The 18638-nt window shown below is 60.8% G+C and carries 16 protein-coding genes; 6 read left to right on the top strand and 10 right to left on the bottom strand.

What is annotated here, in order from left to right; all coding sequences use genetic code 11:
- The first annotated feature begins 37 nt into the window (after positions 1–37).
- Entirely contained in the window at positions 38–1375 is a 1338-nt protein-coding gene (glpT, locus tag BM017_RS05600) for a glycerol-3-phosphate transporter (protein WP_025857408.1), read from the top strand.
- On the opposite strand, the gene BM017_RS05595 is transcribed toward glpT, so the two are convergent.
- A complete protein-coding gene (locus BM017_RS05595; protein ID WP_092241762.1) occupies positions 1372–2025 on the bottom strand; it encodes a gamma-glutamylcyclotransferase in 654 nt (217 codons plus the stop codon). The two genes, glpT and BM017_RS05595, sit on opposite strands and share 4 nt — an antisense overlap.
- Positions 2026–2051: 26 nt before the next feature.
- Positions 2052–4439: a TonB-dependent receptor plug domain-containing protein gene (locus BM017_RS05590; protein ID WP_092241760.1), complete on the bottom strand. Its 2388-nt coding sequence runs from the start codon at positions 4437–4439 to the stop codon at positions 2052–2054.
- 329 nt (positions 4440–4768) lie between these two features.
- On the opposite strand from BM017_RS05590, the gene BM017_RS05585 reads away from it, so the two are divergent.
- Positions 4769–5251 carry a sn-glycerol-3-phosphate transporter gene (locus tag BM017_RS05585; protein WP_092241758.1) on the top strand — a complete coding sequence of 161 codons (483 nt, stop codon included), beginning with the start codon at positions 4769–4771 and terminating at the stop codon, positions 5249–5251.
- Here BM017_RS05585 and BM017_RS05580 read toward each other — a convergent pair.
- The 6 genes from BM017_RS05580 to BM017_RS05555 all read right to left on the bottom strand — a co-directional run bounded on the left by BM017_RS05580 (position 5248) and on the right by BM017_RS05555 (position 12519).
- A complete protein-coding gene (locus BM017_RS05580) occupies positions 5248–6216 on the bottom strand; it encodes a CDP-6-deoxy-delta-3,4-glucoseen reductase (RefSeq protein WP_092241756.1) in 969 nt (322 codons plus the stop codon). The two genes, BM017_RS05585 and BM017_RS05580, sit on opposite strands and share 4 nt — an antisense overlap.
- On the bottom strand, positions 6216–7682 hold the full coding sequence (gene ubiD / locus BM017_RS05575; protein ID WP_092241754.1) for a 4-hydroxy-3-polyprenylbenzoate decarboxylase: 1467 nt from the start codon (positions 7680–7682) through the stop codon (positions 6216–6218). Before ubiD ends, BM017_RS05580 begins: the two co-directional genes overlap by 1 nt.
- A 59-nt stretch (positions 7683–7741) precedes the next feature.
- Positions 7742–9724 carry an acyltransferase family protein gene (locus BM017_RS05570; protein ID WP_092241752.1) on the bottom strand — a complete coding sequence of 661 codons (1983 nt, stop codon included), beginning with the start codon at positions 9722–9724 and terminating at the stop codon, positions 7742–7744.
- Positions 9725–9877: 153 nt separating this feature from the next.
- A complete protein-coding gene (rho, locus tag BM017_RS05565; protein WP_016973082.1) occupies positions 9878–11137 on the bottom strand; it encodes a transcription termination factor Rho in 1260 nt (419 codons plus the stop codon).
- Between the two features lie 235 nt (positions 11138–11372).
- Positions 11373–11702 (bottom strand): thioredoxin TrxA, encoded by a 330-nt coding sequence (trxA, locus tag BM017_RS05560; RefSeq protein ID WP_003213989.1) that lies wholly within the window; start codon positions 11700–11702, stop codon positions 11373–11375.
- 121 nt (positions 11703–11823) lie between these two features.
- Positions 11824–12519, bottom strand: a complete 696-nt coding sequence (locus tag BM017_RS05555; protein WP_092241750.1) for a FadR/GntR family transcriptional regulator — start codon at positions 12517–12519, stop codon at positions 11824–11826.
- A 256-nt stretch (positions 12520–12775) separates the two neighbouring features.
- Between BM017_RS05555 and BM017_RS05550 the strand changes: the two genes are divergently transcribed.
- Genes BM017_RS05550 through BM017_RS05535 form a run of 4 tightly spaced genes read left to right on the top strand, consistent with a single transcriptional unit; the run spans position 12776 to position 15616 of the window.
- Positions 12776–13561, top strand: a complete 786-nt coding sequence (locus BM017_RS05550) for a transporter substrate-binding domain-containing protein (RefSeq protein ID WP_071490465.1) — start codon at positions 12776–12778, stop codon at positions 13559–13561.
- Between the two features lie 15 nt (positions 13562–13576).
- Positions 13577–14245 (top strand): amino acid ABC transporter permease, encoded by a 669-nt coding sequence (locus tag BM017_RS05545; protein WP_017736949.1) that lies wholly within the window; start codon positions 13577–13579, stop codon positions 14243–14245.
- Positions 14242–14892 carry an amino acid ABC transporter permease gene (locus BM017_RS05540; protein WP_092241748.1) on the top strand — a complete coding sequence of 217 codons (651 nt, stop codon included), beginning with the start codon at positions 14242–14244 and terminating at the stop codon, positions 14890–14892. Before BM017_RS05545 ends, BM017_RS05540 begins: the two co-directional genes overlap by 4 nt.
- Positions 14879–15616 carry an amino acid ABC transporter ATP-binding protein gene (locus BM017_RS05535; RefSeq protein ID WP_092241746.1) on the top strand — a complete coding sequence of 246 codons (738 nt, stop codon included), beginning with the start codon at positions 14879–14881 and terminating at the stop codon, positions 15614–15616. Before BM017_RS05540 ends, BM017_RS05535 begins: the two co-directional genes overlap by 14 nt.
- Here BM017_RS05535 and BM017_RS05530 read toward each other — a convergent pair.
- Together BM017_RS05530 and BM017_RS05525 are read right to left on the bottom strand one after the other, a co-directional pair.
- Positions 15597–16127, bottom strand: a complete 531-nt coding sequence (locus BM017_RS05530) for a DUF1120 domain-containing protein (RefSeq protein ID WP_170856041.1) — start codon at positions 16125–16127, stop codon at positions 15597–15599. The genes BM017_RS05535 and BM017_RS05530 overlap by 20 nt on opposite strands.
- On the bottom strand, positions 16117–18633 hold the full coding sequence (locus BM017_RS05525) for a fimbria/pilus outer membrane usher protein (RefSeq protein WP_256575633.1): 2517 nt from the start codon (positions 18631–18633) through the stop codon (positions 16117–16119). The genes BM017_RS05530 and BM017_RS05525 overlap by 11 nt, the downstream gene beginning before the upstream one ends.
- Between the last annotated feature and the right edge of the window lie 5 nt (positions 18634–18638).

Genomic DNA, 18638 nt, shown 5'->3' with positions numbered 1-18638 from the left:
GCATCCGCAGTCAAAACAAGAAATCTGGAGCTCTTGAATGTTTGCTTTCTTTCGTCCTGCCGCACATCAGGCGCCCCTGCCTGAAGAAAAAATAGACAGTACCTACCGACGCCTGCGCTGGCAGATCTTCGCCGGTATTTTCTTCGGTTACGCCGGGTACTACCTGCTGCGCAAGAACTTCTCCCTGGCCATGCCTTACCTGATCGACGAGGGCTATACCCGCGGCGAACTGGGCCTGGCGATGTCGGCCATCGCGATTGCCTACGGCCTGTCCAAGTTCCTCATGGGCCTGGTGTCCGACCGCTCCAACCCGCGCTACTTCCTGCCCTTCGGCCTGCTGGTTTCCGCCGGGGTGATGTTCATTTTCGGTTTCGCACCTTGGGCGACGTCCAGCGTGACCATGATGTTCATTTTGCTGTTCATCAACGGTTGGGCCCAGGGCATGGGCTGGCCGCCAAGTGGACGGACCATGGTGCACTGGTGGTCGCAGAAAGAACGCGGCGGCGTGGTGTCAGTGTGGAACGTGGCGCACAACGTCGGCGGCGGCCTGATCGGCCCGCTGTTCCTGCTGGGCATGGCCTGGTTCAACGACTGGCACGCGGCGTTCTACGTACCGGCCACCGTGGCGTTGCTGGTCGCGGCCTTTGCCTTCATCACCATGCGCGACACCCCGCAATCGGTAGGCCTGCCGCCAATCGAGCAATACAAGAACGATTACCCGGAAGGCTACGACGCCAGCCACGAAGACGAATTCAGCGCCAAGGAAATCTTCGTCAAGTACGTGCTGCGCAACAAAATGCTGTGGTACATCGCCTTCGCCAACGTGTTTGTCTACCTGCTGCGCTATGGCGTACTGGACTGGGCACCGACCTACCTGAAAGAAGCCAAGCACTTCACGGTGGATAAATCGTCGTGGGCGTACTTCTTCTATGAGTGGGCCGGTATCCCGGGCACGCTGTTGTGCGGCTGGATGTCGGACAAGATCTTCCGTGGCAACCGTGGCCTGACCGGCATCGTGTTCATGGCGTTGGTGACCGTGGCGACCCTGGTGTACTGGCTCAACCCGCCGGGCAACCCGATGATCGACATGATCGCGCTGTTCTCCATCGGCTTCCTGATCTACGGCCCGGTGATGCTGATCGGCCTGCAGGCGCTGGAACTGGCACCGAAGAAAGCCGCCGGCACCGCTGCGGGCTTCACCGGCCTGTTCGGTTACCTGGGCGGCTCGGTGGCAGCCAGTGCGGCCATGGGTTACACCGTGGACCATTTCGGCTGGGACGGTGGTTTCGTGCTGCTGATCGGCGCGTGCCTGCTGGCAATCGCCTTCCTGATCCCAACCCTGTGGCACACCAACAGCGTCAGCTCGGCGCGTTAACCGCCTGGGCAATCCTTTGCACAGCGCTTGAGCCGCGCCTCCAGGTTCTTATCTGGCATGGCGTGGCTACGCAGGGCGTTGACGGTCTGCTCGACATAATCGCGAGTGGTGCCGTAACGCCCGCAAGCGCTTTGCAGCACATGGTTCAGCACGATATCGGGCAAGTTACCGGCGTAACTGGGCAAGTGCCGTTCCAACACAAACCCCAGCGCCTGTACGGTATTGCCATCTTCCAGACGGCAGCTGAGCCAGTGTGGCCGGTAGGACGGGTAAGGCATCTCGCGCTGCCACAGGGCGTACAGCGAGGCCTCCAACTGATCGTCCGGCAAACGGTAGGCAAACCCGCTGCAGGAGCCGCCGCGATCCAGACCAAACACCAATCCCGGCAACTCCGGTGTCCCCCGATGCTCATGGGACCACAGGTACAGACCCCGGTGATAACCGTGGACCCGTGCCCGCACCCGCTCGGTCGAGGAGCATTCAGGGCGCCAGATCAGCGAACCATAAGCGAATAACCAGACCGGCCCACCCTTATGCCGCGCCATAGTGGCCTGCATCGAGCTCATCAACTGTTCGTGAGTGAGTTGCGGCCCAAGATCGAGCCGCGGAGGGTAAGCCAATTGCAAAAGATCGGATTCAATAACGGTCATGGCAAATCGCTTAGGTCTCCTGTGCTTTACCAGTTGTAGGCAACTTTACCGTAATAGAACGCACCGCTGTAACCGTATGGCGAAAAAGTGCTATAGGCCAAATTCCCACCGCTGCTGGCAAACGCGTTGACCTTCTCCGGATATTTATCGGTGACGTTGTCGCCGCCCAGGGTGAAGGTCCAGTTCTTCAACTTGTAGTCCGCCGACAAATCCAGTACCCAGGCCGCCTTGAAGGTCTGGTCGTTGACCTTGTCTGCCTGGTAGCTGGTGAATTCACCATAGCGCACCAGGTTACTGTGCAGCGCCCAATTGCCGAATGTGAAGTCGTTACCCAGGCTCAGCTTGTGCTCAGGCGTGGTATCGCCCAACAAACCGCTCTTTTCGCGACGGTCTACCCGCACCAGGTTGGCACCCAGGCTGTCGAGGATGGCGGGGTTGGGCTTCACGTCCGTCACTCGGGTGTGGTTGTAGTTGTAGCCTACGGTGCTGTTCCAGCGGATGCCGTTATCGAACTGATAGCGATAGTTGGCCACCAGGTCGACGCCGTCGGTGCTGGTGTCGGTGGCGTTGGTGAAGTAGCGGGCAGTGGTGTAGTTGATATTGCCGACACCATTGGCGCGCAGATAGGCCTGGGTGGCCGGGTCCAGGTTAAGGTTGGACGACAGACTGATACGGTCGCGGATATCGATGCGGTACACGTCCACCGTTACCGTCAGGTCGTCGGCAGGTTCCAGTACCAGGCCAAGGCTGTAGTTGCGCGACTTCTCGGCCTTGAGGTCTTCCGCGCCCAGCAGGCGAGCCACCTGGCTCGACGCCGGGAAGGTGCCGGCCTCGCGGATATCACTGCCGATCAATTGCGACGAGGTAAACGCAAAGTTCTGCTGCGCCAGGGACGGTGCGCGGAAACCGTTGGAGATACTGCCGCGCAAGGCCACCTGCGGGGTGAAGTCGTAACGGGCCGACAGCGAGCCGCTGACATTGGAACCGAAGTCACTGTAATCCTCATGCCGCACGGCGGCCGATGCGCTGAGTTTTTCGGTGAAGTTGGTTTCCAGGTCCAGGTACTGGGCCCAGTTGTGGCGCGAACTGCTGCCGGCGTCGGCATCACGGAAGCCACCGAGGCCCGAGCTGCCGGTCTGGTAGTAGGACGCCGGTTCACCCGCTTCAATCTCGTAACCCTGGCGCAGGTATTCACCGCCAAAGGCCACGGAGACCGGATATGGCAGCAAGCCCACGTCGAACTCACGGGACAGGTCGAGGCTGACTTGCTTCTGGTCGTTGCTCAGGGTGCCGTTGTCGAACTTGCGCGGCGTGGCCAGGCCCAGGGAGGTGTTGATGGTTTCCGTGCCCAGCTCGTATTGGTTCTTGCCGTAGTTGGCCGACAGGTCGTAATGCCAGTCGTAGGCCAACAGCCCACGCAGGCCCACCACCAGCGAGGTGTCTTCCAGGTTGCCCTTGATCAGCGGCAGATAACCGTTGGGGTTGAGCGCCGGGATGTTATTGGAAGCGTTGCTCGCCCGGTAGAACGCCGCCGTCTCACCGCGCCGCTTACTGTAGCCGCCGAAGGTGTAGAACTCGGCGGCATCGTTGAACGAATATTCCGAGTTGAACTGGAACTTGCCCTCATTGGTGGCCGGCTCGCCCTGGCGGAACACGCGCTGGCCGTAGGTGGTGGAGCCGACACTGCCTGGGCGGTAATCATCTCCCGCACGGTTGGTGTAATCGTTATCGGCACCTTCGGCCGAGAGGTTGATAAAGCCGTTATCGCCCAGCGCCAGGCCAGTATTGCCGCTGACATTACGCTGGATACCGTCGCCCTTCTTGTATTCGCCGAACTTGGTAGAGATCGAGCCACCATGGTCGGCGTGCTTGAGGATCACGTTGATCACCCCGGCAATGGCGTCCGAGCCGTAGCGCGCGGAAGCGCCATCGCGCAGCACCTCGATATGGTCTACCGCCGACAGCGGGATCGCATTCAGGTCCGCCGGCGCCGAGCCGCGACCCACCGCACCGCCCAGGTTGACGAACGCGCTGGTATGGCGACGCTTGCCATTGACCAGCACCAGCACCTGATCTGGCGACAGGCCACGCAACTGCGCAGGACGCACCAGCTCAGCACCGTCCACCAGGCTCGGGCGCGGGAAGTTGATCGACGGAATCAGCCGCGCCAGCACGGCGCCCAGCTCATCGGAGCCGGTGCTGCGCAGGGTATCGCCGGAAATCACATCGATGGGTGACAGCGAAGCACTGGCCGTGCGCTCCTGGGCCCGGGTGCCGGTGACGATCACGGTGTCGAGCCTGGGTGCATCGGTAGCCGAGGTTTCGGCCGCGAAGACAGGATTGAAACCCACGGCGGTCAGCAAATTGGCTGACAAAATCGCCGTGTAAAGCGCGTGTTGCTTGTAGCTCCCCATACCGCTCCCCTTTGAATCAAAAAACCAGAACATCGCGTTCTGAGTTCATACGATCGGTCCGGCTGGCGGGCGGTGGCGGTCAGTGATTGGTGGTTGTGAATGAGTCGGTAGTCCGTTGCGATATAGCTTAAGGATATTCATGTAACAAATTAAATACCTTTAAAGCATAAGCGATTGCATATGCAAACTCGCCCATTCGTCAGGATTGCGCGTGCCAATCCCGGTAGTTTCAGCCCCGGTTCAGCCTGGGAACGCGCCAAGCCGTCAAAATAGCGCACACGTCACGACCCACCTAGCCGCCTGTCAAACCGACTATCGAGGTCGCACCCATGAAAAAATTCCGACTGCCTGGCCTGCTGTTCCTGGCCCAGGCCACCACCGCTCTGGCGGGCGAAGCACCAGCCACCGAGGACGACAAAGGTTTCTGGTACGCCCAGACCAGCGTCTACACCCGGCACTTTGCGCCGGACCCGGACCACAACAACAACCAGGACCTGATCGGCCTGGAGCGCAATGAAACCTCAGGTTTTGTGTATGGCGGGGCGACGTTTCGCAACTCGTTCAGCCAGCGCTCGTTCTACGCGTACGCGGGTAAACGCTACGACCTGGCGGACTATCCGGTGTACCTGAAGCTGACCGGTGGGGCGATCCAGGGATATCGCGGCAAGTACCGCGACAAGATCCCGTTGAACCGTTTCGGCGTGGCGCCAGTGATCATTCCGTCGGTGGGCGCCCATTACGGGCCGGTAGCGGCGGAATTGGTGTTGCTGGGGTTCAATGCAGCGATGGTGACGACCGGCGTACGATTTTAAGCACGCGGCGCATAGGCAAACACATCAGCTCGCATCTGGTGCGCATCCATGCCGGCTTCGACCAACGCATCCAAGGTGCCATAGACCATGGCCGGTGAGCCGCTGGCGTAGACGTGCACCGACTTGAGGTCGGCAATATCTTCGCACACCGCTTCATGCAACAACCCGCAGCGCCCTTCCCAACCGCACAGATCGCTGACGACTTTGTGCAGGAACAGGTTGGGCAGTTGCAGCCACTGATCCCAGTGTTCGATCTCGTAGAAATCTTCCGGTCGACGCACGCCCCAGTACAGGTGCACCGGGTGCTTGAAGCCGGAGGCGCGGCAATGTTCGATCAGGCTGTGCATCTGCGCCATGCCGGTGCCGGCGGCGATCAACACCAGCGGCCCATCGGGCAGCTCGGCCAGGTGGGTGTCGCCAAACGGCAGCTCGACGCGGGCCATCTGGTTGCGCTGCAGTTGCGCAAGCAAAGTGCGCGCGCTGTCCTCGCGAGCCAGTACATGTAACTCCAGCTCACGCCCGGCATGAGGCGCCGACGCCAGGGAGAAGGCGGATTTCTCGCCATTCTCCCGCTCGATCATCAGGTATTGCCCGGCGTGGTAACGCACCGCCTTGCCAGCCGGCGCACGCAGGCGCACCCGCCACACATCGCCACCGACCTCTACGCATTCACTCAATTGGCACGACAGCTTGCGCAACGGCAACTCTCCCGGCGCCAGCACGCCATCCCACAACACAATGCAATCTTCCAGCGGCTCGGCAATACAGGTGTAGAACTCACCGTGATCACGCACTTCACCAGCCTGCTGCACGCGGCCTTCCACCAACAGCGCGGCGCACACATGGCACACACCGTTGCGACAGGCCTGTGGGCACTCGTAGCCCAGGCGGCGTGCGCCTTCGAGGATTCGCTCGCCAGGGACCAGCTCCAGCACGGCGCCGGAAGGTTGCAGGGTTACACGCATCAATCTATTCCCAATTCTTTCCAGATCGCATCGACACGGGCAGTGACGGCTTCATCCTTGACGATCACCCGGCCCCACTCGCGGGTGGTTTCACCCGGCCATTTGTGGGTGGCATCCAGGCCCATCTTCGAACCCAGGCCCGACACCGGCGAAGCGAAGTCGAGGTAGTCGATTGGCGTGTTGTCGATCATCACCGTGTCGCGCTTGGGGTCCATGCGCGTGGTGATGGCCCAGATCACGTCGTTCCAGTCGCGGGCGTTGATGTCGTCGTCGGTGACAATAACGAACTTGGTGTACATGAACTGTCGCAAAAACGACCACACACCGAGCATTACCCGCTTGGCATGACCTGGGTACGACTTTTTCATGGTCACGATGGCCATGCGGTACGAGCAGCCTTCCGGCGGCAGGTAGAAGTCAGTGATCTCCGGGAATTGCTTCTGCAGGATCGGCACGAACACTTCGTTGAGTGCCACGCCGAGAATCGCCGGCTCGTCCGGCGGCCGGCCGGTGTAGGTGCTGTGGTAGATCGGTTTGATCCGATGGGTGATGCGCTCGACGGTGAACACCGGGAAGCTGTCGACTTCGTTGTAGTAGCCGGTGTGGTCGCCGTAAGGGCCTTCATCGGCCATTTCACCCGGGTGGATCACGCCTTCGAGGATGATTTCGGCAGTGGCCGGTACTTGCAGGTCGTTGCCGCGGCATTTCACCAGCTCGGTGCGGTTACCGCGCAGCAGACCGGCGAAGGCGTATTCGGACAGGCTGTCGGGCACTGGGGTCACGGCACCGAGGATAGTGGCGGGGTCGGCACCCAGGGCCACGGAGACCGGGAAGGGTTTGCCGGGATGCTTATCGCACCACTCACGGTAGTCCAGCGCGCCGCCACGGTGGCTCAACCAGCGCATGATGACCTTGTTGCGGCCGATCACTTGCTGGCGGTAGATGCCGAGGTTCTGGCGGTCCTTGTTCGGGCCTTTGGTGACGGTCAGGCCCCAGGTGATCAGCGGGCCGACGTCGCCGGGCCAGCAGGTCTGCACCGGCAGCATGGCGAGATCGACGTCATCGCCTTCGATGACCACCTCTTGGCACACCGCGTCCTTGACCACTTTGGGGGCCATGGCAATGATCTTGCGGAAGATCGGCAGCTTCGACCAGGCATCTTTGAGGCCCTTGGGCGGCTCGGGCTCCTTGAGGAAGGCCAGCAGCTTGCCGATCTCGCGCAATTCGCTGACCGACTCGGCGCCCATGCCAAAGGCCACGCGCTCCGGCGTACCGAACAGGTTGCCGAGCACCGGGATATCAAAGCCGGTCGGGTTCTCGAACAGCAGCGCCGGGCCCTTGTTACGCAGGGTACGGTCGCAAATCTCAGTCATTTCCAGCACCGGGGAAATCGGCATCTGAATACGTTTCAACTCTCCGCGCTGCTCAAGTTGCTGCACGAAATCCCGAAGATCCTTGAATTTCATTAACCATGCCACCCGTAAAATAGGCGTACATCCTACCTGCTCTGAGGGCGGCTGGCAGCTTAATTGGCCGTTAGCCCTCGTGATTGCAGCGAACGAAACAACGGCTCCAGGAAGGCCTCGACGTGCCGCGCACCGACATCAGAGAGGTGATTGTCATCGGTGTACAGCGCTCGGCCGTTGAACTCAACCCGGCACAAGCCATCGGCGCCGCACAGCAAGGGCGCGGGGTCGAGCACCGTGACACCGCTGTCGGCCGCTGCCAACTCGTCAAACAGCTGGGAGATAAAGGCTTGGCGCTTGAGGTGCTCGGCCACGGGCAGGCCTTCTCGGTCCACCGGCCGGTGCATCATCGCCAGGCGACTGAGCCGGTAAGGCACGATGATTTCCTGCAGCGGCACCTCCTTGATCAGCCAGACTCTATGGCCTGCGGCGCGCAAATCCTTGATGCGCTCGCGCAGCCCCTCAGCGAAGCGTTGCTCAGCGATGGCACGCACGTATTGACCTGTCGCGGGGTCCTTGAGCGCGTGCTCTTTGTCACCTGACATCTGCCCATAGAGGTACAAGCTCCAGCGCGCCGCCAGCACCACATCGCTGAAGGATCGCTCGGCCAGCGCTTTTTCCACGCGATGATTGAAATGGGCGCAGCGGGCAATGTTTTCCAGGCCATCCAAAGGCACGCAACCCGCAAAACTGGCCTCTACCAGGCTGATGTCGTGCCGCTTGGCCGCCATCTCAAGTGCTGGAATCAAGGCCGTGGCGTGACTGTCACCCCATACCAGTGCGGAAACCGCGCTGTCTTTAGAACCGAAATAACAGAACAGCCGCTCGTCGGGCGTGTCTTTGTCGGCCATGCACGCCATCAACTCCGGGCTCCACTTTTTTGCCTGGGCATAACGCAGGGCCTGCTCGGATAAGCGCGATGGCACACCGTCGGCCTTGCGCAACGCCACACCTGTGATGCCGAGGCACAGGATCCCGACGCACGCCGCCGCCAGAATCGCCTTACGCCCGGGCAGCAGGCGCTTCTCCCGAAACGGAGTTTCCACAAAACGCCAGGACAGGTAGCCCAACACCAGGCTCAGCAGCATCAGACCGCCCAGTTCCAGCGGGCTCAGGCCATCAACCGCGGCATAGCTGGCATACACGAACACCGGCCAGTGCCACAGGTACCAGGAGTAGGAAATCAACCCCACGCCCACCATCACCCGTGAACTCAGCAGGCGCCCGACCCAGGTGGGTTGCTGGCCGTTGGCCCAGATCAGCCCGACCACACCCAGCACCGGCAACAACGCGGCCGCGCCGGGAAACGGTGTGGCTGAATCGAAGACTAAAACGGCGATCAGTATCAGTGTCATCGACAACAGGCTGATCCCTTGGGCCAGAGCGGGCGACGCTCGCCATTCACGCAGGGGCATCACCGCCAGCATGGCGCCGGCCAGCAACTCCCAGGCACGCAGATGCAACAGGTAGAACGCCTTTTGCGGCGCATGGGCCACCGCCCACAGGCTCATGCCGAACGACACCAGCAAAATCCCGAATAGCGCCAGGCGCCAATGCTTCAGGCGACTGGCCAGCACGGTCAACAGCAGCGGGAAGATGATGTAGAACTGCTCTTCGACCGCCAGCGACCAAGTGTGCAACAACGGCTTGATGTCGGAGGCCGCCTCAAAGTAACCGTGCTGGCGAGAAAACAGCAGGTTGGAGGTGAAGATCGCCTGGTAGTGCACCGACCGCCCAAGCTCCTCGTAGTCCTTGGGCGCCAACAGGAACCAGCCCCCCGCCAGGGTGGCCGCCATCATGACAAACAGCGCCGGCAGGATGCGCCGGGCACGCCGCGCCCAGAAATCCACAAAGCTGAAGCGCCCGGCCTGGCGTTCCCGACAGATGATCGAGGTGATCAGGAACCCTGAAATCACGAAAAATACATCTACACCGACGAAGCCGCCTGTTACACCAGGCACCCCAAAATGGAACAGCACCACAGCCAGCACTGCAACGGCGCGTAGCCCATCGATGTCTCTTCGGTAAGCAAGAACAGTCATAAAACGTAGTCAACCTGATACGAATGGGAGTGAGCGTAGCCTCACTCCCCTTTTTTGTTTCTTAACTGACACTTATGCCGCACAAACCTCCCTTTTTTGGCGCAAAAAAATGGCGCCCCTTGGTGCGCCATTTTTTCGACCTGAAACGTCGTACTACTTACGCTTCATCGACAGGAAGAACTCGTCGTTGGTCTTGGTGGTTTTCAGCTTGTCGACCAGGAACTCGATGGCGGCTACTTCGTCCATCGGGTGCAGCAGCTTGCGCAGGATCCACATGCGCTGCAGTTCGTCGTCAGCGGTCAGCAACTCTTCGCGGCGGGTGCCGGAACGGTTGATGTTGATCGCCGGGAACACGCGTTTTTCCGCGATGCGACGATCCAGTGGCAGTTCCATGTTGCCGGTACCCTTGAACTCTTCGTAGATCACTTCGTCCATCTTCGAACCGGTTTCAACCAGTGCGGTGGCGATAATGGTCAGCGAGCCGCCTTCTTCGATGTTCCGCGCGGCACCGAAGAAACGTTTCGGTTTCTCCAGGGCGTGGGCATCGACACCACCGGTCAATACCTTGCCGGAGCTCGGGATCACGGTGTTGTAGGCACGGGCCAGACGGGTGATGGAGTCGAGCAGGATCACCACGTCCTTCTTGTGTTCGACCAGGCGCTTGGCCTTCTCGATCACCATTTCGGCAACCTGCACGTGGCGGGTTGGCGGCTCGTCGAACGTGGAGGCAACCACTTCGCCGCGCACGGTGCGCTGCATTTCGGTTACTTCTTCCGGACGCTCATCGATCAGCAGCACGATCAGGTGAACTTCAGGATTGTTACGCGCGATGTTCGCGGCAATGTTCTGCAGCATGATGGTCTTACCGGCTTTCGGCGGGGCGACGATCAGGCCACGCTGGCCCTTGCCGATCGGGGCGCACAGGTCGATCACACGACCGGTGAGGTCTTCGGTGGAACCGTTACCGGCTTCCATCTTCATGCGCACGGTCGGGAACAGCGGGGTCAGGTTCTCGAAGAGAATCTTGTTTTTCGCGTTCTCGGGACGATCGAAGTTGATCGTGTCGACCTTGAGCAGGGCGAAATAACGCTCGCCTTCCTTCGGTGGGCGGATCTTGCCAACGATGGTGTCACCGGTGCGCAAGTTGAAGCGACGGATCTGGCTTGGCGAGACGTAGATATCGTCTGGGCCGGCGAGATAGGACGCGTCAGCAGAGCGGAGGAAGCCGAAGCCGTCCTGGAGAATCTCCAGCACGCCATCACCGGAGATTTCCTCGCCGCTTTTCGCGTGCTTCTTGAGCAGGGAGAAAATCACGTCCTGCTTGCGCGAACGGGCCATATTTTCTATGCCCATTTCTTCGGCCAATTGGAGCAGGTCGGTAATCGGCTTTTGCTTGAGTTCAGTCAGATTCATATAGGAATGACGTAATCATTTATGGAGGGGGGAAATTAAGCTTTTGGCTTAATGAGGCCGCGCCGCAGAGAAGGCGACAGGATCGCGTACTAATCGAAAAGGAATGCGTCGGCGACGGCTTGCAGGGGGCAGTGGAGAAACCAGTGCGGGGCCGAATGTACCACCTGAGTTTCGGAGCGTCTAGCCCTGTTTCACGAAAAAGCCCCGCTATTTTGCGGGGCCTTTTTGACGACGCTTAGATGTTCGCGTCCAGGAAAGCTTGGAGCTGAGACTTCGACAGCGCGCCTACCTTGGTCGCTTCGACGTTGCCGTTCTTGAACAGCATCAGGGTCGGGATGCCACGCACGCCGTGCTTGGCCGGGGTTTCCTGGTTGTCGTCGATGTTCAACTTGGCAATGGTCAGCTTGCCTTCGTAGGTGGTCGCAATGTCGTCCAGGACTGGAGCGATCATTTTGCAAGGGCCGCACCATTCAGCCCAGTAGTCAACCAGCACCGGGCCTTGAGCCTTGAGTACTTCGGCCTCAAAGGTCGCGTCGGTGACGTGCTTGATAAGATCGTTGCTCATGGATGTCTCCGGATTGTAAGCAAAAAAAACGTGGCCCATCATAGCCGCCCTTCCCCCGTTCAGGAAGCCGCCTCTGATTGAGTCTTCCTATGATGGCCCATGAGTCTGGGTATAGCCCAACTCAGGGCGTTATGGGAGTCACGAAGGCTATGCCGGTGCGCAACGCCGCATTGCGTACGTGCTCCTGCATGGTTTTTTGCGCCGCCGCGCTGGCGCGCCGGGCCAGCGCGCGCACTATCCGGCGATGCTCCTGCCAGGTTTCCATGGCACGCTCCGGTCGGATGAACGGTAGCTTCTGACTCTCCAGAAAAACTTCGGCACTCGCGCTCAGAATGCTCACCATCGCCTGGTTGCCGCTGGCGAGCAGGATGCGCTGGTGAAATTCGAAGTCGAGCCTGGCGGCGGCTTCGAAGTCGCCGGCCTTGAGCACCTTGCGCATGGCCTCGACATTGTCTTCCAGGCTGTCCAACTCATCGAGGGTCAGCGTCACCGCCGCCAACCCCGCCGCAAAACCCTCCAGGGCATAGCGCAACTGGAAGATATCCAGTGGCGTAGCCTGCGCCGCGAAGGGCCAGGCGAACCCCGGTGACTCCTCGACCGCCTGCACGAACACGCCCTTGCCCGGCTGCACACTGACCACACCCAACGCACTGAGGGACGACAATGCCTCACGCAACGACGCTCGGCTCACCCCCAACTGCACTGCCAGATCACGTTGGGACGGCAGTGCATCGCCCGGCCCGAAGCCTTGCTCCTTGATCAGTTTGCGGATGGCCTGCAGGGCCGCTTCCGGTACGGCTTGGGCAATGGAATTCATAAAAAAAGTCAAGTTTCCAGTCAACTGAGTGGCTAGTTGTAAAGCTATTCGTGGCGGGCGGCAAGCCACGCCCCAAAGGGGCTCGCGGGGTTTTGCCGACGCTCGAAAACAGTGCGCAAAGCCCCGACACTGTTCAGACCAGTCCGACCACCAGAACTCAACAAATACTGGCCCTGCAGACCATTCTGAGGTTGATGGCATGGGCCGTGCACTGGGCAAACCCAGAAAATCCCTTCGCCCTTCTCGGAGAGTTGCCATGACCAAACGCTACAGCGCCCTGCTTACTGCCCTGTTTGCCAGCCTGATGCTGAGCCAGGCACCCGCCCAGGCCAATGGTCTGGACGACATCGTCGCCCGTGGCACCCTCAAGGTCGCCGTACCCCAGGACTTCCCGCCCTTCGGCTCGGTCGGCCCTGACATGAAGCCACGTGGCCTGGACATTGACACCGCCAAGCTGCTGGCCGACCAGCTCAAGGTCAAGCTGGAACTGACCCCGGTCAACAGCACCAATCGTATTCCGTTCCTCACCACCGGCAAGGTCGATCTGGTGATCTCCAGCCTGGGCAAGAACCCTGAGCGGGAAAAGGTCATCGACTTCTCCAAGGCCTACGCGCCGTTCTACCTGGCCGTGTTCGGCCCGCCTGAAGCCGCCATCAGTAGCACCGACGACCTCAAGGGCAAAACCATCAGCGTGACCCGTGGCGCCATCGAAGATATCGAACTGACCGCCGTCGCCCCCAAGGAAGCCACGATCAAGCGCTTCGAAGACAACAACTCGACCATCGCCGCCTACCTGGCCGGCCAGGTCGACCTGATTGCCAGCGGCAACGTGGTAATGGTGGCGATCAGCGAACGCAACCCAAAACGCGTACCCGCGCTGAAGGTAAAGCTCAAGGACTCGCCGGTGTACGTGGGCGTGAACAAGAACGAGCCGGCATTGCTGGATAAGGTCAACCAGATCCTGGTCGCGGCCAAGGCCGATGGCAGCCTGGAAAAGAACGCTATGCAATGGCTGAAAGAGCCACTGCCCGCCGATCTCTGAAAGCGGAGCTGACTCATGGCGTATCAATTTGACTTTGTGCCGGTGCTGGCCAACACCGACCTGCTGCTGCGCGGCGCGCTGTTCACCCTCGAACTCACGGCCATCGGCGCCATCCTCGGCGTGGCCCTGGGCACCGTTGGCGCTGTGGTGCGGGCGTGGAAGATCCAGCCGTTCGCCTGGTTCTTCGGCGTTTATGTCGAGTTGATCCGCAACACACCGTTCCTGGTGCAGTTGTTCTTCATCTTCTTCGGCCTGCCGTCGCTGGGGCTGAAGATCACCGAGTGGCAAGCCGCCGTGCTGGCGATGGTGATCAACCTGGGGGCCTACTCCACGGAAATCATCCGCGCCGGTATCCAGGCCATTCCTCGCGGGCAGCTGGAAGCCGCTGCGGCGCTGGCGATGACGCGCTTCGAAGCCTTCCGCCACGTGGTACTGCTGCCGGCGCTGGGCAAGGTGTGGCCGGCCCTGAGCAGCCAGATCATCATCGTAATGCTCGGCTCGGCGGTGTGCTCGCAGATCGCCACTGAGGAACTGAGCTTTGCCGCCAACTTTATCCAGTCGCGCAACTTCCGTGCGTTCGAAACCTACGCCCTGACCACCCTGGTGTACCTGTGCATGGCGCTGATGATTCGCCAGTTGCTCAACTGGATCGGTCGCCGCTTCGTGATGAGGAACAGTCGATGAGTGATTTCTCGTTCTGGGACATCGTGCGCAACCTGGCCACCGGCCTGCAATGGACGCTGCTGCTGTCACTGGTGGCGTTTGTCGGGGGCGGCGTGATCGGCTTGCTGGTGATGACGATGCGCATCAGCCGCAACGCCTTCCCACGCAATGTGGCGCGCACCTATATCGAACTGTTTCAGGGCACACCGCTATTGATGCAGCTGTTCCTGGTGTTTTTCGGCATAGCCCTGCTGGGTGTGGATATCTCGCCCTGGCTGGCGGCGGCGATTGCCCTGACTCTGTTTACCAGCGCTTACCTCGCCGAGATCTGGCGCGGCTGCGTCGACTCCATCGCCCCCGGGCAATGGGAAGCGTCGGCCAGCCTGGCGCTCAACCCGCTGGAGCAACTGCGCTATGTGATCCTGCCCCAGGCACTGCGCATTGCCGTAGCGCCGACGGTGGGCTTCTCGGTACAGGTGGTCAAGGGCACCGCCGTGACCTCGATCATCGGCTTCACCGAACTGACCAAGACCGGCGGCATGCTCGCCAACGCCACCTTCGAACCCTTCATGGTCTACGGCCTGGTGGCCCTTGGTTACTTTTTACTCTGCTACCCCCTGTCCCTCAGTGCCCGCTACCTGGAAAGGAGACTGCATGCCTCTGCTTAGAATTTCCGCCCTGCATAAGTATTACGGCGATCACCATGTGCTCAAGGGCATCGACCTGACCGTGGATGAAGGCCAGGTGGTGGCGATCATTGGCCGCAGTGGCTCGGGCAAATCCACATTGCTGCGCACGCTCAACGGCCTGGAGTCCATCAACGACGGCGTGATCGAGGTCGATGGCGAGTACCTCGACGCCGCCCGCGCCGATCTGCGCAGCCTGCGGCAGAAAGTCGGCATGGTGTTCCAGCAGTTCAACCTGTTCCCGCACCTGACGGTAGGCGAGAACGTCATGCTCGCGCCGCAAGTGGTGCAGAAAGTATCGAAGGCCAAAGCGGCGCAATTGGCCAGGCAAATGCTGGAGCGCGTCGGGCTGGGTGAAAAATTCGACGCTTACCCCGATCGCTTGTCCGGCGGCCAGCAACAACGCGTGGCGATTGCGCGCGCCTTGGCCATGTCGCCCAAGGTGCTGTTATGCGATGAAATCACCTCGGCCCTCGACCCGGAACTGGTCAATGAAGTGCTCAGCGTGGTGCGCCAATTGGCCAAGGACGGCATGACCCTGATCATGGTGACCCACGAGATGCGCTTCGCCCGTGAAGTCGGCGACAAGCTGGTGTTCATGCACCAGGGCAAAGTGCATGAGGTGGGCGATCCCAAAGTGCTATTCGCCCACCCGCAAACCGCCGAGCTGGCGAGCTTCATTGGTTCTACGGAACAGCCGGGCTGACCAGTTCGAATTGGCCATGGCCCTCCAGCAGCGTCTCCCGAGGCACCGCGAGGGCATTGGCCGGCAGTTGAACCGTGACCTCTACTTGGGCTGTCAGCCGACGGCCCATCACCGGCGTACCGCTTGCGCTTGCATACAACGTACGACCCGGTAGCAGCTGTCCGCTGGAGGTGTCATCGGACTGCCACGATACCGGCCTGCCATCGACCTGAGCCTGCCTCAGGTTCAAGGTGAAACGCCCTTGTCGCCCGAACTGAAAGCCCTGTGCATCGGCGGCGACACTGCTGAAACGCAGCGCCATTGCCGAAGGATCCGCGCAAAGCACGCTCAAGTGCAGCGTACGCGGCGTGTCCAGCGTCATTAGCGCCCTGCCGGAGGAGGCTTGCGCAGGGCGAATCACGCCATAGTCGACACGGGGCTCACTCAGGGTCATCCGGCAGTTTTCAGCCTGCGCCTGGGTCGTCACCAGGGCTACCCACAACAGCCACAGGTTCCTGTGCTTAGCGAACATGGCAGACCACCGGTGCGGTTTCATAGAGTTTGTCATCGTCAGGCTCTTGCTCCGGGTTGACTTGCAGCACGCAGGATTGCGAATCCGGCAGTGAAACCTTCAAGGTTTGCGGACCATCGATATTGCTGAGGAAAATCATGCCGTCACCCACCACACTGGTCACAAAGGTGTTGTCCTGACCGAACACTGCAGCGCCTTGAGGCAGTGGCCGACCCCGTTCATCCTGGGCTTCAAGCAACAGACGACGGACTTTCACCACATCAAAGTTGAGAATATTGACTGACCCCCGACCGGCAGCGAGTACCTTGGTGCCGTTCTTCAAGTCGACGCGCTTGGGCAGCGACTGGGTCTGCACCTGCAGGTGGTTGTTGCTGTAGGCCTGCAGCCCGGGGATCACCGCCTGGCCACTGAAATCGGTCCATACCGGCCCTTGGGGCGTGGAGACCTTGGCCGCTCCGATATCTCCCACCGACACAATGCCAAAGGTGTCCTGCACGGTATACGGCGAGAAGGTCACCCCGTGCTCATGGGCCACGATGCCGCCTTGCAGTTGGCCGGAATAGTTGGTGTTCGTCGGGTCACGGCTGACGCCCAGGGTCACGCGGGTATACCGCGGCAAGGCACCCACACGAGCGCGCACGCTTTGTTCTCGTTCTTTCACGTCCCGATCGACACCGACCTCATAGTTCACATAGTCGTTGACCCGCTCGCTGAGGGCGGTGCCAGCTTCCAGCCGGTCACCTCGACGACTGACGTAAGTGGTCATGCGCCGATCAGTGCCGAGGGGCACCGTGACCTGCAGCCTGACCGACGTGCCCTCGTCCAGCCGCTCGTCGCGGCGGCCACCTCGAACCGGGTCATGGCGCCGAGGGGCGGTCGCACCGACCTGGGCGTCGGCAATCAGTGCGACCCCCACGCCTTTGAAGGTGTCGTTCCACGAGGCAAAGAGGTGATCGCTGGATTGCCCGTCAAACTGAGAGCTACGGGTGAAACCGAGGGAGAATCCACCCAGGTATGGGGCCGTCCAGCTCAAACCTGCCGTGTACTGGCGCTTGAAACGGGCATCGAGGCTGTACCCCCGCGAAGCCTGACCGGCGTCCAGTACCTCCCGGTAACCGCGACTCTGTACCGAAGCGCTCAGGTTGATATCAAGATTGGCGAATAAAGGAGCCCCCAATGACAGCGTGCTACGCGTGCCACCCACCTCATCTTGAGCATCACGGGAAAGGTTATGGCGCACGCCCACGGTCATCTGATGGAAAAACACACTGCTGAGGGTTCCACCTGCCGATTGGTACTCATCGGTACTCAGCAGACCGAAACCCAACGACGAGCGCTGGCCCAGCCCCCAGGTGCCGCTGCCCATGGCAACCACGGGCGAATCCTGGTTGTCGATGGACGTTTCACGCACCTTGCCGAGGGAAAAGTAATATCCCGGCTTGATCGGAGCCCCACCCCGAAAGGACGCAGCGGGCACCACGAAACTGCGCGTTGCCCCACGCACGTCAATCACGCTCACATCAAGGTCACTGGTGCTGTTCAGCAACGGTAAACCGGTCAGCCTGAACGGACCTTCCGGCACCAGGGTGGAATGGATCAATGCGCCTGATTGACGAACTTCCACCCGCGACTGGCTTTGAGCCAGCCCTTCAACCACGACATTGCTGTCGCCCGCACCGCTGCGCTGCTGGCCGTCTGGAGAGAACTGCACGCCGGTCAGTTGCACACCGCCAAAAATCGGGTTGTTGCTGGAAATCTGCCCCACCTGGAAGGTCGACTGCAACGCCGCGATATCACGCTGGGCATAGGCGCTTACCTGTTCGGTACGCGTCTTGCCATTGTCGGAGATATAGAACTGGCGGCTGCGAACGATCCAGTTACCCAGGTTGAATCCCGCCTCCGTATAGGCCGATACGACGCGACTTGGCCTACCGCGAGAGTGGGTATCAAAACCCCATACGTCGTAGTTGAAGATGGCGGCCGCGCCACCCTCGGAAAAATCCCCGCCCTCCCACTCCGGCGCACGCAGGGACTGGGTCGGCACCACCAGGGCGACCTCATCGCTGCTAGGGCGCAGACGCACCATGGTCGCCGGGTATTCTCCAACAAAATCATGGCAGGCCTGGTCAGGGGTGATGCCCTCGCGCAGAAGCCTGGACGGGGTGACCAGACCGGCTTTTGCCAGCAACGCAGGAGTGAAGCACAACTGGCCCTGATAATCGAAACGCGCGTCAACCAACCCCAGCGGCGTGCCATTGACTCGCAGCCCGACGACATGGACACCTTCGCGAAAGCGCGCTGCGCTGCGAAAGTATTCAGAAACCTGTGGATCTATTCCAAGAGAGGTCAACGCGGCCAAGTCAAACCCCTGCCCCAGCCCAACCGCTGCGCTGGTGCCGGGCAGACTCCAGAGCGTCGCGAGCCCCAGCAGAATCCTGGAGCGAGCCTGGGAAACACTGCTCGGCACGCTATTGGCAGAGCGACGGGTAGGCCTGATCTTTTTCATAGGCC

This window comes from Pseudomonas sp. NFPP04 (assembly GCF_900113815.1).
Lineage (GTDB): Bacteria > Pseudomonadota > Gammaproteobacteria > Pseudomonadales > Pseudomonadaceae > Aquipseudomonas > Aquipseudomonas extremorientalis.
Note: the sequence above shows the minus strand (reverse complement) of the source record. Positions and strands in the feature narration are given on the sequence as shown.